This window comes from Kitasatospora sp. GAS204B, assembly GCF_029892155.1.
Taxonomy (GTDB): Bacteria; Actinomycetota; Actinomycetes; order Streptomycetales; family Streptomycetaceae; genus Kitasatospora.
Map to the genome: position 1 here is coordinate 191,446 of NZ_JARZAG010000002.1, position 13,792 is coordinate 205,237.

The 13,792-nt window shown below is 70.9% G+C and carries 14 protein-coding genes; 8 read left to right on the forward strand and 6 right to left on the reverse strand.

Annotated features, from left to right (window positions below):
- Positions 1-14 precede the first annotated feature (14 nt).
- Both P3T41_RS03465 and P3T41_RS03470 read left to right on the forward strand, forming a co-directional pair.
- The gene (locus P3T41_RS03465) at positions 15-767 is read left to right on the forward strand and encodes an amino acid ABC transporter ATP-binding protein (protein WP_280688002.1); all 753 of its coding nucleotides are present in this window, start codon (positions 15-17) and stop codon (positions 765-767) included.
- Positions 768-912: 145 nt separating this feature from the next.
- Complete coding sequence (locus P3T41_RS03470; protein ID WP_280687474.1) at positions 913-1,518, forward strand: CGNR zinc finger domain-containing protein; 606 nt, start codon at positions 913-915, stop codon at positions 1,516-1,518.
- On the opposite strand, the gene sodX is transcribed toward P3T41_RS03470, so the two are convergent.
- Positions 1,502-1,894 (reverse strand): nickel-type superoxide dismutase maturation protease, encoded by a 393-nt coding sequence (sodX, locus tag P3T41_RS03475; protein WP_280688003.1) that lies wholly within the window; start codon positions 1,892-1,894, stop codon positions 1,502-1,504. The genes P3T41_RS03470 and sodX overlap by 17 nt on opposite strands.
- 260 nt (positions 1,895-2,154) lie before the next feature.
- On the opposite strand from sodX, the gene sodN reads away from it, so the two are divergent.
- From sodN to P3T41_RS03495, 4 genes are all read left to right on the forward strand, one after another.
- The gene (gene sodN, locus P3T41_RS03480; RefSeq protein ID WP_280687477.1) at positions 2,155-2,550 is read left to right on the forward strand and encodes a superoxide dismutase, Ni; all 396 of its coding nucleotides are present in this window, start codon (positions 2,155-2,157) and stop codon (positions 2,548-2,550) included.
- Positions 2,551-2,639: 89 nt separating this feature from the next.
- Entirely contained in the window at positions 2,640-3,116 is a 477-nt protein-coding gene (locus P3T41_RS03485) for a GNAT family N-acetyltransferase (RefSeq protein ID WP_280687479.1), read from the forward strand.
- Positions 3,117-3,340: 224 nt separating this feature from the next.
- Positions 3,341-3,763 carry an anti-sigma regulatory factor gene (locus P3T41_RS03490; protein ID WP_280688006.1) on the forward strand — a complete coding sequence of 141 codons (423 nt, stop codon included), beginning with the start codon at positions 3,341-3,343 and terminating at the stop codon, positions 3,761-3,763.
- A gap of 269 nt (positions 3,764-4,032) precedes the next feature.
- Complete coding sequence (locus P3T41_RS03495) at positions 4,033-5,010, forward strand: RNA polymerase sigma factor SigF (RefSeq protein WP_280688008.1); 978 nt, start codon at positions 4,033-4,035, stop codon at positions 5,008-5,010.
- A 76-nt stretch (positions 5,011-5,086) separates the two neighbouring features.
- On the opposite strand, the gene P3T41_RS03500 is transcribed toward P3T41_RS03495, so the two are convergent.
- Entirely contained in the window at positions 5,087-5,518 is a 432-nt protein-coding gene (locus P3T41_RS03500; protein WP_280687481.1) for a hypothetical protein, read from the reverse strand.
- Between the two features lie 51 nt (positions 5,519-5,569).
- Between P3T41_RS03500 and P3T41_RS03505 the strand changes: the two genes are divergently transcribed.
- Positions 5,570-6,541 (forward strand): diacylglycerol kinase family protein, encoded by a 972-nt coding sequence (locus P3T41_RS03505; protein WP_280687482.1) that lies wholly within the window; start codon positions 5,570-5,572, stop codon positions 6,539-6,541.
- A gap of 417 nt (positions 6,542-6,958) precedes the next feature.
- Positions 6,959-7,210: a WhiB family transcriptional regulator gene (locus P3T41_RS03510; RefSeq protein WP_014138019.1), complete on the forward strand. Its 252-nt coding sequence runs from the start codon at positions 6,959-6,961 to the stop codon at positions 7,208-7,210.
- Between the two features lie 494 nt (positions 7,211-7,704).
- Here the strand turns inward: P3T41_RS03510 and P3T41_RS03515 are convergent, their stop codons facing one another.
- The 4 genes from P3T41_RS03515 to P3T41_RS03530 form a co-directional block, all read right to left on the reverse strand.
- On the reverse strand, positions 7,705-9,222 hold the full coding sequence (locus P3T41_RS03515; RefSeq protein ID WP_280687483.1) for a PAS domain-containing sensor histidine kinase: 1,518 nt from the start codon (positions 9,220-9,222) through the stop codon (positions 7,705-7,707).
- 309 nt (positions 9,223-9,531) lie between these two features.
- On the reverse strand, positions 9,532-10,587 hold the full coding sequence (locus tag P3T41_RS03520) for an SIS domain-containing protein (RefSeq protein ID WP_280687485.1): 1,056 nt from the start codon (positions 10,585-10,587) through the stop codon (positions 9,532-9,534).
- A 71-nt stretch (positions 10,588-10,658) separates the two neighbouring features.
- Positions 10,659-11,963, reverse strand: coding sequence for an extracellular solute-binding protein (locus P3T41_RS03525; RefSeq protein ID WP_280687491.1), 1,305 nt, complete (start codon positions 11,961-11,963; stop codon positions 10,659-10,661).
- A gap of 248 nt (positions 11,964-12,211) precedes the next feature.
- The gene (locus P3T41_RS03530) at positions 12,212-13,786 is read right to left on the reverse strand and encodes a glycoside hydrolase family 3 N-terminal domain-containing protein (RefSeq protein WP_280687493.1); all 1,575 of its coding nucleotides are present in this window, start codon (positions 13,784-13,786) and stop codon (positions 12,212-12,214) included.
- Positions 13,787-13,792: the final 6 nt, after the last annotated feature.

The following is a 13,792-nucleotide window of genomic DNA, read 5'->3' on the forward strand; positions in this document are numbered from 1 at the left end:
CGGCCGGCGATGCCATGGTGCGGGCCGAGGGCGTGCACAAGTCGTACGGCCTGGTCGAGGTGCTCAAGGGGATCGACCTCCAGGTCCGCCCGCGCGAGGTGTTCTGCCTGGTCGGCCCGTCCGGCTCGGGCAAGTCGACCTTCCTGCGCTGCATCAACCACCTGGAGAAGATCAACGCGGGCCGGCTCTGGGTGGACGGCGAGCTGGTGGGCTACCGCCAGAAGGGCGAGAAGCTCTACGAGCTCAGGGACCGCGAGGTGGCCGTCAAACGCCGCGACATCGGCATGGTCTTCCAGCGCTTCAACCTGTTCCCGCACATGACCGCCGTGGAGAACGTGATGGAGGCGCCGGTCCAGGTCAAGAAGCGGAGCAAGGGCGAGGCCAGGGACCAGGCGATGGCGCTGCTGGAGCGGGTCGGGATGGCCGACAAGGCCAGGAACTACCCCTCCCAGCTCTCCGGCGGCCAGCAGCAGCGGGTGGCGATCGCCCGGGCACTGGCGATGCAGCCCAAGCTGATGCTCTTCGACGAGCCCACCTCGGCGCTCGACCCCGAGCTGGTCGGCGAGGTGCTGGACGTGATGCGCGGGCTGGCCGAGGAGGGCATGACGATGATCGTGGTCACCCACGAGATGGGCTTCGCCCGTGAGGTGGGCGACGCGCTGGTCTTCATGGACGACGGGGTGGTGGTCGAGTCGGGCAGCCCGCGCGAGGTGCTCGCCAATCCACGGCACGAGCGCACCAAGGCCTTCCTGTCCAAGGTGCTCTGAGGCCGGCCCCAGCCGTGGTCGCGGCAGGTCAGGGCGCCGGTCCCGGTCGGGGCCGGCGCCCTGGGCTGTCGGCCCGTACGCGTTCCCGGCAAAAGGTAATAGGCTTCAAGCAGACTACCCATTACGCGCTGCGGAGGATTTCCCGGTGGAGCTCGCCCTGTACGCCGACTACGCGGTCCGGCTGGTCAACAGCGAGGAGCCGGAGCGCGGCACCGACGCGCTGGTCAGCGTGGACGCGGTGCGCGCGCTCTTCGGCAGCCCGACCTCACGCGGTGCGCGGCTGACCGAGGCCGCCGACCTGCCCCGGCTGCGGGCGGTGCGCGGCCGGCTGCGCGCGGTCTTCGAGGCCGCTGCGGCCGGCGACGAGGTGCGCGGGGTCGATCTGCTGAACGAACTGATGATCGAGTACCCGGTCAGCCCGCTGGTCTCCGGGCACGACTACCTGGACGAGAGCGGCCGGCCGCGCTGGCACCTGCACCTGGCGGACAACGCGGCCAGCGCCACCGCCGCCTTCACCGCGGTGGCCTGCATGGGCCTGGCGATCCACCTCACCGAGCTGGGCGCGGACCGGCTCGGCATCTGCCAGGCCGCGCCGTGCCGCAACGCCTATCTGGACACCTCGACCAACCGCTCGCGCCGGTACTGCTCGGACCGCTGCGCGACCCGGGCCAACGTGGCGGCCTACCGGGCGCGCAAGCGGCAGGAGGCCGCAGCCGCAGCCGAGGCGGCCACCGCTACAGCTCGGGGCTGAGCCGCCGGAACACCCCGAACCGGGCCGCCAGGCCCGGCCAGCGGCCCAGCGGCCGGGTGCAGAGCAGCCGCTCCAGCCAGCCGGCCGGAGCCAGCCAGACCGGGTTCGGGGAGAGCCGCAGCAGCACCCGGCCGAGCACCAGATCGTCGGGTACCGCGCCGTACTCCCGGCTGTCGTTCTCCACGAACTGGTTGTCGGAGAGCAGCCACCAGCCCTTGGCCCGCCGCTCGGTGGCCCGTTTCACCACCAGCAGGTCCTGGCGCAGCGGGTGACGGACCAGCACCACCGCGCCGGGCCGCACCCGGGCGCCGTACCGCACCAGCAGCCGGTCGCCGTGGTACAGGGTGGGCACCATCGAAGGCCCGGCCACGTCCATCAGCCCCAACGGCAGCAAGCCGCCTCCCGTACGCTCCGCAGGTTCTGGGCCCGCGTCAGTGCCCCGTCGCCGCATCGCCGTACCTCCTTGTCGCGCCCGCCGGCTCCCGTCCTCGGGACCAGCATCCCGCATCGTCAACGTGTGCCCGATATCGACCGGTTCCGACTCAACCTTTTGCCCTAGGTCCCCGTCCCGACCGAGAGATCCGGGGGGTCGCGGGGTAGTCTCGGCCCGGGAAGACGATCTAAGGAAGGACTCCCATGTTCTCTCGTCTGTTTGCACCGCGGGTCACCGCTCACGCCCACTGCGACCTGCCCTGCGGTGTCTACGACCCCGCCCAGGCCCGCATCGAGGCCGAGTCGGTGAAGGGTACTCAGGAGAAGTACCAGGCCAACGAGGACGCCCACTTCCGCGCGCGCGCCATCATCATCAAGGAGCAGCGCGCCGAGGCCGTCAAGCACCACCTGTCGGTGCTGTGGAGCGACTACTTCAAGGCCCCGCACTTCGAGAAGTACCCGGAGCTGCACAAGCTCTTCAACGACGCCCTGAAGGCCGCCTCGGCCGCCAAGGCCTCGACCGACCCGGCCACCGGCCAGACCCTGCTGGACTACATCGCCCAGATCGACAAGATCTTCTGGGAGACCAAGCAGGCCTGAACCCGGCCCGGGTCAAGCTGACGCCGATGCCCTTCGCTCTTTCGAGCGAAGGGCATCGGTCGTGACCGGAGCCAAGTACCCTCGGAGGCATGATCAGAGCCGCCGTCGCCGAGGACGTCCCGACCATCATCGAACTGATCCGCGAACTGGCGGACTACGAGAAGGCCCTGGACCAGGCCAGAGCCACCGAGGAGCAGCTGCGCGAGGCGCTGTTCGGCGAGCACCCGGCGGTCTTCGCACTGATCGCCGAGGACGACCGGACGGCCGAGACGGTCGGCTTCGCGCTCTGGTTCCGCAACTTCTCCACCTGGACCGGCAGTCACGGGATCTACCTGGAGGACCTCTACGTGCGCCCCGAGGCGCGCGGCGGCGGTCACGGCAAGGCCCTGCTGACCGAGCTGGCCCGGATCGCGGTGGAGCGCGGCTACGGGCGCCTCGAGTGGTCGGTGCTGGACTGGAACGAGCCGTCGATCGGCTTCTACAAGTCGCTCCACGCCGAACCGATGGACGAGTGGACGGTGTTCCGGCTGACCGGCGAGCCGCTGGCGGAGCTGGGAAAGCGCTGACGACCTGCGGCGAATCCGGTCACAGGTCGCGACATCCATCGGCCGATCGCGGTAACGTCTCGGCGGACGGCCCGCGTCCGGCACCGCCCGACTGGGTAGGACTGGGACGTACCGCACCACCCCTCAAGACAGTTGGGGCGAAGCAGTTGAGCCAAGCAACAGAACGTGCCGAGGCCCTCGGGTCACCAGCACAGCGCGTCACCCAGGAGGTGAGGGTGTCCCAGATCGACGGCGCTGCCGAGTCGCGGGACGAAACGGCCGCCAAGGACTTCGTGGAGGTCCGACTGCCCGCCCAGGGCGCTTACCTCTCGGTCCTGCGGACGGCCACGGCCGGCCTCGCGGCCCGGCTGGACTTCACCCTGGACGAGATCGAGGACCTACGGATCGCAGTCGACGAGGCCTGCGCCATCCTGCTCCAGCAGGCGGTGCCGGGTTCGGTGCTGACCTGCGAGTTCCGGCTGGTCGGCGACGCGCTGCGGGTCACCGTCTCGGCGCCGACCACGGACGGCCGGGCGCCCGAGCGCGACACCTTCGCCTGGACGGTGCTCTCCGCGCTGGCCGGCGAGGTGGAGTCCTCGGTGGCCGAGGACCGGACGGTCAGCATCAGCCTGCACAAGAAGCGCGGCGGGACGATCCTCCAGCCGTGATCCGGCCACCCGGCCTGACCCGCGCAGGGCACCGGTGGGGCACTGCCACGACCCCTCCGGGGGCGGGGGCGTTCCCGCTCCGGGGCCCGATCGCGGTACAACCAATGTGATGGCCCGGCCGCGCCGGCGGCCCGGGCGCTCCCGGAACGGAACGGGGGATCGCCGTGAGTGATCTGGATCGCAACTCTGCCGTCGGGCCGCTGCCCGTGGACGGCCGACCCGCGGACGAGGTGTCCGCCGGCGGCCGGGCCACGGCCGGCCGGCCGGCCGTGCGTCGCACCGTGCCCGCCCCCGCCTCTCCCTACGACGCGCACCCGAAGGACGCCCAACGGATGAGCCAGCCGACCGACCCGACGCCGGAGCCGACGGCCGGGCCACGCCCGCCGGCCGACGAGACCGGCCCCGTGGGCGAAGAGGCGGCCGAGGAGGCGCTGGCCGCCGAGGTGGTGCGGGCCGCGCTACCCGTCCAGGGGACCGGTCACCGCAGCGCCGCACCGGACCGGGAGGCGGCGCGCGCGCTCTTCGTGCGCCTGGCCGCGCTCCCGGAAGGCTCCACCGAGCGGGTGGAGCTGCGCAACCAGCTGGTCCGGATGCACATCCCGCTGGTCGAACACCTGGCCCGGCGGTTCCGCAACCGCGGCGAGCCGCTGGACGACCTGACCCAGGTGGCCACCATCGGCCTGATCAAGTCGGTGGACCGGTTCGACCACGAGCGCGGGGTGGAGTTCTCCACCTACGCCACCCCGACCATCGTGGGCGAGATCAAGCGGCACTTCCGGGACAAGGGCTGGGCGGTGCGGGTGCCGCGTCGGCTGCAGGAACTGCGGCTCTCGCTGACCACCGCGACCAGCGAGCTCTCCCAGCGGCACGGCCGCTCCCCCACGGTGCACGAGCTGGCCGAGCACCTCGGGATCTCCGAGGAGGACGTGCTGGAGGGCCTGGAGTCGGCCAACGCCTACTCCACCCTCTCGCTGGACGTGCCGGACAGCGACGACGAGTCGCCGGCCGTGGCGGACACGCTGGGCGCCACCGACGAGGCGCTGGAGGGGGTGGAGTACCGCGAGTCGCTGAAGCCGCTGCTGGCCCAACTCCCGCAGCGCGAGCAGAAGATCCTGGTGCTCCGGTTCTTCCGCAACATGACGCAGTCTCAGATCGCCGCCGAGGTGGGCATCTCGCAGATGCACGTCTCGCGGCTGCTCGCCCGCACCCTGGCCCAGCTGCGGGACAAGCTGCTGGTCGAGGAGTAGGACCAGAGGTACGAAGCGGCCCGCCGCCCGGTCAGCACCGGGCGGCGGGCCGCGCTCGCTTCCCCCTGCGGGGCGATCAGCTCTCGGGCTGGTAGAGCAGCGCGGTGACCCGCGGGTGGAGCGTGGTCACCAGGCCCGCCAGGCCGGCCAGGCCGACCAGCGCGCCCACCGCCGGCATCATGCCGCCGCTCTGGAACATGTAGTACGCCACCGGCAGGCAGGTGGAGTGGGTCAGCACCGCCGGGCTGCGACCCCAGCGGCGCAGCCGGAGCAGCGCCCAGGAGGCGAACAGCGGCAGCAGCCCGAGCAGCAGGATCACCGAGCCGCCGTACTCGACCAGGCCCTGGTTCCTGGTGGTCTCCACCAGCCCGGCCACGATCATGTAGCCCCCCCAGGCGGTCAGTGCGGCGCCCTCGGCGGCGGTCAGCGCGACGGCGGCGAGCAGGGCGCCCGGGCGGGCCGACGCGGAGCTGTCGGCGGGGGCGGCGGAGGAGGTTTCTGCGGTCACTCCAGCAGGGTAGCCGCCGCCCCGCGAGCGGTGAGCCGTAGGCTGAACCTCATGCGCGCGCTCCTGGTCGTGAACCCGAAAGCCACCACCACCAGTGGCCGGACCAGGGATGTGCTCACCCACGCGCTGCGCAGCGATCTCAAGCTGGAGGTCGCGGTCACCGGCTACCGCGGCCACGCCCGCGACCTGGCCCGCGAGGCGGCGGCGGACGGCACGGTGGACCTGGTGGTCGCGCTCGGCGGCGACGGCACCGTCAACGAGGTGGTCAACGGACTGCTCGCGCACGGACCCGGCGAACGGGTGCCCCGGCTGGCCGTGGTGCCCGGCGGCAGCACCAATGTGTTCGCCCGCGCGCTGGGCCTGCCCAACCATCCGGTGGAGGCCACCGGGCAGCTGCTGGACGCCCTGGAGAACCGCCGGGAGCGGGCCATCTCACTCGGCAAGGCGATGTCCGAGGGGCTGCCGGACCGCTGGTTCACCTTCACCGCCGGCCTCGGCTTCGACGCGGGGGTGGTCGGCCGGGTGGAGGACCAGCGCCGGTCGGGGCGCAAGTCCACGCACGCGCTCTACGTCCGCGAAGCGCTCCGGCACTACGTCACCGAGCGTCACCATCGCAGGAGCGGCCCCGTCACCCTGGAAATCCCGGGCCGCGCACCGCAGCCGGGACTGGTGATGACCATAGTGTCGAACACCTCGCCGTGGACTTTCCTGGGTAATCGCCCGGTGTTGCCCTCGCCGTCGGCTTCCTTCGAAACCGACCTTGACATCTTCGGGATCACTCGAATGACGGCGTTCGGAACCGCTCGTACGGTCCGTCAGATTCTGCGGCCGCACACTCCTTCGGAGCAATCCCAGAACGACGCCGGGCCGACCGGGAAGCACCTCGTCTCCTATCACGACGTCAGACACTTCACCTTGGTTTCACAGGAACCGGCCCCATTTCAGGTCGACGGGGACCACCTTGGAGAGAGGAGTCGCGTCAGTTTCACAGGCGTACGACGGGCACTGCGTGTGATTGTGTGACCAGAAGGGGGTCCCGCCCTTCTTCTCGAACGCGCTAGCCCCCTTCACCCCATAGAAGTACGGCCTGTGAGGTAGGCGACACCGAAGAATCAAAAATTCCTCCTCGAAGGGGGTTGTATCCGAGCCCGAGGTTTGCGAACCTCTACATGGCGATCGGGACGCGTCGCAGCGAGACAAGCGAGGCGGCCCCCTTGAGCATCTCCTGGCACCTACGTGCTGCTGGGGGCCCTCGAGGTGAGTAGTACCTGCTGAGCAGTACCTCAGGATGCGCCCGAACCCCCCTTCTGCACAGACTGCCGGGCCGCAAAGGCCTTAGGTCCCTTTTGCCGTTGTGGGATTCGTGAAAGCGTTCACATTCACAAGCCATCGATAGTGTCGGCCGGGCCACCGCCTGCCGGCAGGAGGAGTTGGACGACCATGGACTGGCGCCACCGCGCTGTCTGCCGCGAAGAGGACCCGGAGCTGTTCTTCCCGATCGGGAACACCGGTCCTGCTCTGCTGCAGATCGAGGAAGCCAAGGCCGTGTGCCGCCGCTGTCCCGTCATGGAGCAGTGTCTGCAGTGGGCCCTCGAGACCGGCCAGGACGCCGGCGTCTGGGGTGGCATGAGCGAGGACGAGCGTCGTGCGATGAAGCGCCGCGCCGCCCGCAACCGCGCCCGCACTGCCTGAGCGAGCGCCTCGCGCACCGCTCAGCCGACGCACGGCAGCTGACGCACGACCGATCAACAGTACGACCGTTCAAGAGTACGACCGTTCAACAGCGTTGCCGATCAACAGCGTTGCTGGACAGAAGCATTGCCGATCAACACATGATCACAGGCTTCGACCGCCACTCCGTCGAAGCCTTCCGCAGGAGCCGTCACGCATCGGGAATCCGATCGGCGTGGCGACCCCGACACCTTGCCCCCGCTAGGTCCGGACACTTGATACTGTTCACGCAGAGCAATATCGTGGACCTGGGACGCTCACCGTACGCAGTTTGACGGGACGGGCGACCTGGCAGTGACCGACGCACACCGCAAGGTGTCGCGCACCACAGAGCCCCCGTTCCGGCCGACTCCCCCCGACGGCCGGAACGGGTTGAGAGGCCCTGTCGACCCTCCCCCCCGGTCGACAGGGCCTCGTTTCGTTTCCCCCGCCTGCGGTCCGGCCGGCGCATCCGGTCAGCGGACCGGGATCTCCAGCACCACCTTGGTGCCGCCGCCGGGCGCCGCCACCATGTCGAAGGTGCCGCCCAACTCGCCGCCGGCCAGGGTGCGCACGATCTGCAGCCCGAGGTTGCCGCCCTCCTGCGGGTCGAAGCCCTCGGGCATCCCGCGCCCGTCGTCCTGCACGGTGATCAGCAGGTACTCCTCCGGCTTCGCTCCCCCGTTCCAACTGTCCGACCAGCCCATCCCGGTGGCCGGCGCCCGCCCGCGCAGCGCGCTGACCGAGAGGTTGCCGGCCGCCTTGGGACCGAACGCGTGCTCCAGCGCGTTCTGCAGCAGTTCGGTGAGGACCATCGCCAGTGGGGTGGCCACCTCGGCGGAGAGGATGCCGAAGCTGCCGCTGCGCCGGGTGGTCACCTGGCCGTCCTGGGACAGCTCCATCACCATCGCCAGCACCCGGTCGGCGATCTCGTCGAAAGCCACCTGCTCGTCCAGCGTCTGGGAGAGCGTTTCGTGCACGATCGCGATCGAGCCGACCCGGCGCACCGCCTCGTCCAGCGCGGCCCGGGCCGAGTCGTCGCCCATCCGGCGGGACTGCAGCCGCAGCAGCGCGGCCACCGTCTGCAGGTTGTTCTTCACCCGGTGGTGGATCTCCCGGATGGTGGCGTCCTTGGTCATCAGCTCCCGCTCGCGGCGGCGCAGTTCGGTGACGTCCCGGGCCAGCACCAGCGAACCGGTGTGCACGCCCTTGGGCTTGAGCGGGATCGCGCGCAGCGTCACCACTCCGCCCTGGGCCTCCACCTCGGTCTGCCGGGGCGCCCACCCGCTGGCCAGCTTGACCAGCGCCTCGTGCACCGCGCCGCGCGATGGTGGCGCCAACTCGGCGGTGGTGCTGCCGAGGTGACCGCCGACCAGGTCGGTGGTCAGGCCCAGCCGGTGGTAGGCGGAGAGCGCGTTGGGGCTGGCGTAGGTGACGATGCCGTCGGCGTCCAGCCGGATCAGGCCGTCGCCGACCCGGGGAGCCGCGTCCATGTCGACCTGCTCGCCGGCGTACGGGAAGGTGCCGGCCGCGATCATCTGGGCCAGGTCCGAGGCGCTCTGCAGGTAGGTGAGCTCCAGCCGGCTCGGCGTGCGCACGGTGAGCAGGTTGGTGTTGCGGGCGATCACGCCGAGCACCCGGCCCTCGCGCCGGACCGGGATCGACTCGACCCGCACCGGCACCTCCTCGCGCCACTCCGGGTCGCCCTCACGCACGATCCGCCCCTCGTCGAAGGCGGCGTCCAGCAGCGGGCGACGGCCACGCGGGACCAGGTGGCCGACCATGTCGTCCTGGTAGGAGGTGGGCCCGGTGTTGGGGCGCATCTGGGCCACCGAGACGTACCGGATGCCGTCCCAGGTGGGGATCCACAGCACCAGGTCGGCGAAGGAGAGGTCGGAGAGCAGCTGCCACTCCGAGACCAGCAGGTGGAGCCACTCCACATCGGCACCGGTGAGGGTGGTGTGGCGGCGGACGAGTTCGTTCAACGAGGGCACAGGGCGAGGGTAGCCCGCCGGACGGCCGGGACCACGGCTTGTCCAGACCAATGCCCGGCGACTCCTGGACATTCCAGATTGGTCTAGTCCACAATGGAAGGGCACCAAGGAGAGGCCACTCGCGCACACTGCCCTGACCGCGCGCGGCCGCTCCCCGGTCGGCCGCCGCACTACCGGGACCCCGCACAGTTCCGGGAGCGCACGAGGCGGCCGACGACAGCTCCGGGCTGCGGTGCCGCACAGGCTGAGGGTCCTGTGTCGGCGCCGTGGCCCGTAGTGCTTTCCGCGCGCGACCGCCGCCCTGCCGGGTCAGCGGGTCTCGGTGACCTTGGCCAGCGCGCGCGGGGCGTCCGGGTCCTGGCCGCGGGCGATGGTGATCTCGTAGGCGAGCTGTTGCAACGGCAGGATCTCCAGGATCGGCTGGACCTCCTCCGGCACCCCGGCGGGCAGCGCGAAGCCGGCCGAGGCCGCGTCCACCTGGTCCTGCTGGCCGACCACCACCAGGTCCGCGCCCCGGCCGCGCAGCCGGTCCAGCACGGGCTGCAGCGCCTCGCCGCCCTTGCCGTCCGGCACGATGGCGATCACCGGCGAGACGTTGTCCACCATCGCCAGCGGCCCGTGCAGCAGGTCCGCGCCGGAGAACGGGGTGACCGGGATGTAGGTGGTCTCCATCAGCTTCAGCGCCGCCTCGCGCGCGGTCGGGTAGCCGTAGCCGCGCGAGGTGATCACCAGCCGCTGGGCGAACCGGTAGCGCTCGGCCAGCGCCTTCACCTCGGCGTGGCGGGCCAGCACCCCCGCCGCCAGCTGCGGCAGTCCCTTGGCGGCGGCGAAGTCGTCGCCCCGCAGGCCCTGCACGAGGAGGTAGAGGGCGAGCAGCTCGGCGGTGTACGTCTTGGTGGCCGGCAGCGCCTTCTCCGGTCCGGCCAGCACGTCGATGTGGAACTCGGAGACCTCGGCGAGCGGCGAGGCGGCGTTGTTGGTCACCGCCAGGGTGATCGCGCCGGCCTCCCGGGCGGCCTTGGTGGAGGCGAGCAGGTCGGGCGAGCCGCCGGACTGGCTGACCGTGATCACCAGCACGTCGCGCAGGTCCGGCTTGGCACCGTAGGCGGTGGTGGTGGACATCGAGGTGAGCCCGGCCGGCTTGCCGAGCAGCACCTCGATCAGGTACTTGGCGTAGAGCGCCGCGTTGTCGGAGGTGCCGCGCGCGGTCAGCAGCACGAAGCGCGGCTCGCGGGCGGCGATCTCGGCGGCGATCTCCTGGATCCGGGCGGCGCCCTCGTCGAGGATGCGCTGCAGCACCGCCGGCTGCTCGGCCATCTCGGCCGCCATGATCTTCCCGGGAAGGTGCGACTGCTGGTCGGACATCAGGAGAGCCTCCGGTGCCTGGCTGGTGCGACGGTCGCGGACACCTACGAATCCCGATCCTATGAGAGGCCCTAGGACTGGTTGTTGATCAACTGGTTGATCTGCGCGTCGGCGGCCTTGGTCGCCTGGTCCACCGACTGCCCGGCCAGGATCGCGTTCAGCATGTCCACCAGGATGTTCTTCTTCTCGATCGCCGCCCACCCCGGCGCCACTGGGGTGAACCAGGCGTCCGGCACCGCGTTGGCGGCGGCCGCGGTCTGCGGGTTGGACTTCAGCGGGTCCAGCTGGTCGAGGTTGTTCGGCAGGATGTTCTTGCTCGCCAGCACGGCCTCGGACTTGGCGCTGGTGAAGAGCTTGATCCAGGCCTTGGCCGCGTCGGTGACCTGCGACTTGGCGGTGATCGCGAGGTCCGAGCCGCCGATGAAGCTGGGCAGCGGCTTGCCGTTCGGGCCGGGGAAGATCGCGGGCTGGAGGCTGTCCTTGAGCGCCGGATCGCCGGCCGGCGGGGTGGCGGCGCTGGTCGCCTCCCAGCCGTTGCCGTAGATCACCCCGGCCTCCTGCTTGCCCAGCACGTCGGACTGGTGCAGCTCATTGGCCGTCAGATCGCCGTGGTTGTAGCGCTTCACCAGGTCGACGAAGTGCTGGATGCCCTGCTGCGCCCTGGGGTCCTCCAGGGTGCCGTGCCAGTTGCCGGCGGAGTCGAAGCGGGCGATCGTGCCGCCGTACGCGGCGACGTAGGACATCGCGGCGTACCAGTACGGGCCCGGCAGGTAGAGCGCGGAGAAGGACTTGTCGTCCTTGTGCGCCGCCTGGATCCTGTCCAGGGCCGCGGTGAGGTCGGACTCCGTGGTGGGGAAGGTCGCGCTGCCGGTGGCCTGCTGGAACATCGCGGTGTTGTAGATGCCGACCCGGGCGCCCGCGTAGTACGGCACGCAGTAGAGCTTCTCGTTGTAACCGCAGGTGTTCTCCAGGCCCGGGATCCAGCTGTCCGAGTTCTCGAAGTCGGACTTGTCCACCTGCGCCAGCGAGCCGTTCAGGATGTACTTCATGGTCTCGGTGTTGCCCAGTTCGACCACGTCCGGCGCGTTTCCCCGGCCGAGTGCGGCGTCCAGGTTCTGCACCTTGTTCGACCAACTCTGGTAACTCAGTTTGAGGGTGACGTTCGGATAGGCGGCGCCGAACTCGTCGTCGACCTGCTGCACCAGGTCCGGCCAGCTGGTCTGCGCGTCGCTCATCAGCCAGACGGTGAGGGTGCCGCTGACCGCCTTGGGGTCGGCGGACCGCTTGGCCTGCGGCCCGCCGTTCCCACCGCAGGCGGCCAGGCCCACGACGAGCGCGGTGACGACGGACGCGGCCAGCAGCTGACGGCGCTTCACATGATCCTCCGAGTGGTTCAGACCAGATTGCTGGAGCCTGGCCTAGACCAATGGGGGCTGTCAACGCATTCCGGAGTTCTTTCGGGACGCCGTTGCGCATTCGTGTCTTAATGCTTGCTTAAGGCATGACAATTGATGGACGATCAGTCCGAGAAGTCCGAAAAACTCCTGCCGGAGAAAACACAGCGAGGCCCGGTGAAGGAGAATTCCTCCACGGGGCCTCGCTGTTGAGCGGCCGTCAGAAAGATCTACTCGGGCACCTCGGCCGCACGCACCGTCGGCTGGCCGGTGAGCACCTCGACGGCGGCCAGGCCGCAGACCCGGGCCGCACCGTGGGTGGCGATGTGCAGCGCGCCGACCGGGGCGGCCTGCGGCACTCCCATCTCCACCACCAGGGCGTCCGGACGGGCCGCCAGCACGCCGTGCACCGCGGCGGCCATCCAGGCGTGGCGGTGCAGGTCGCGCACCACCAGCACCAGCCGGCGGTCCGCGGCCTCCCGCAGCACCGCGGCGACCAGCTCGTCCAGCTGCCCCTCGGCGGCCACGTCGGCCGGCGAGACGCTGCGCACCCGGGTGCCCGGGAAGCGCTCGGCCAGCATCCCGGCCACGCCCCACGGGGTCACGTCGCCCACCGCGATGTTGGGCTCGGGCGAGAAGGAGGCGACGTACGGACGGTCCGTCACCGGCACGAACGGCTGCGCCGGATCGGCCGTCACCAGCAGCGCCCGGCGCGCGGCCCGCAGGCCGATCGACAGGTCCGGCTCGGTCGGCGCCCCCTGCGCTGAAATCCGAGCCCAGCTGCCCAGCTCGCGGACCCGCGCGGCGGCGTCGGCGAGCCGCTCCTCGGGCAGCCGGCCCGCGCGCACCGCCCCCACGATCGCGTCCCGCAGGGCCAGCACGGTCTCCTCATCGGCCAGCCCGCCGCCGACGCAGATCGCGTCGGCGCCGGCGGCCAGCGCCAGCACCGTCCCCTCCTCGATGCCGTACGTGTTCGCGATCGCGCCCATCTCGATCGCGTCGGTGACGATCAGGCCCGTGTAGCCGAGCCCGCCGTCCTGCGGGCGGCCGCGCAGCAGGCCGCCCAGCACGGCCTTGCTGAGCGTGGCCGGGTAGACCGGGTCCACCGCCGGGAGCATGATGTGGGCGCTCATCAGGGCCTTGGCCCCGGCCTCGACCGCGGCCCGGAACGGCACCAGGTCGCGCGAGCGCAGCAGGTCCTCGTCCACGCCGATCATCGGCAGGCCGTGGTGCGAGTCGATGGCCGTGTCGCCGTGGCCGGGGAAGTGCTTGGCGCAGGCCGCCACGCCGGCCGACTGCAGGCCCTGGACCCAGGCCGCGGTGTGCCGTGCGCACAGCTCGGGGTCCGCGCCGAACGAGCGCACTCCGATGATCGGATTGCCCGGGTTGGAGTTGACGTCCGCCGAGGGCGCCCAGTTGTAGTTGATGCCGCACTCGGCCAGCGCGCGGCCCAGCTCGCGGGCCACGTCCCGGGTCAGCGCCGGGTCGTCGATCTCGCCCAGGGCCAGGTTGCCCGGCCACGAGGAGCCGGAGCCGACCTCCAGGCGGGTGACGTCCCCGCCCTCCTCGTCGATCGCGATCAGCAGGTCGGGGTTCTCCTGGCGCAACTGGGCGGTCAGCGCCGCCAGCTGGGCCTGGTCGGTGACGTTGCGGCCGAAGAGCGCCACCGAGCCCAGGCCGGCCGCCAGGTGGCGGCGGACCCAGTCGGGCGGGGCGGTGGTGCCCTCGAAGCCGGGCTGCAGGACGGTCAGTGCGTCACGGTGCAGCTGGTCGCTGTCCGGAATGCTCGGAATCAGGATGCTCACGGCGGT

What these genes read in the sequence shown, in the direction of transcription:
- P3T41_RS03485 (WP_280687479.1), top strand. Translation starts at nt 2,640, where the DNA reads ATGATCAGAGCCGCCGTCGCCGAGGACGTCCCGACCATCATCGAACTG.
- P3T41_RS03520 (WP_280687485.1), bottom strand. Translation starts at nt 10,587, where the DNA reads ATGTCCGACCAGCAGTCGCACCTTCCCGGGAAGATCATGGCGGCCGAG.
- sodX (WP_280688003.1), bottom strand. Translation starts at nt 1,894, where the DNA reads ATGGACGTGGCCGGGCCTTCGATGGTGCCCACCCTGTACCACGGCGAC.
- sodN (WP_280687477.1), top strand. Translation starts at nt 2,155, where the DNA reads ATGTTCTCTCGTCTGTTTGCACCGCGGGTCACCGCTCACGCCCACTGC.
- P3T41_RS03510 (WP_014138019.1), top strand. Translation starts at nt 6,959, where the DNA reads ATGGACTGGCGCCACCGCGCTGTCTGCCGCGAAGAGGACCCGGAGCTG.
- P3T41_RS03465 (WP_280688002.1), top strand. Translation starts at nt 15, where the DNA reads ATGGTGCGGGCCGAGGGCGTGCACAAGTCGTACGGCCTGGTCGAGGTG.
- P3T41_RS03505 (WP_280687482.1), top strand. Translation starts at nt 5,570, where the DNA reads ATGCGCGCGCTCCTGGTCGTGAACCCGAAAGCCACCACCACCAGTGGC.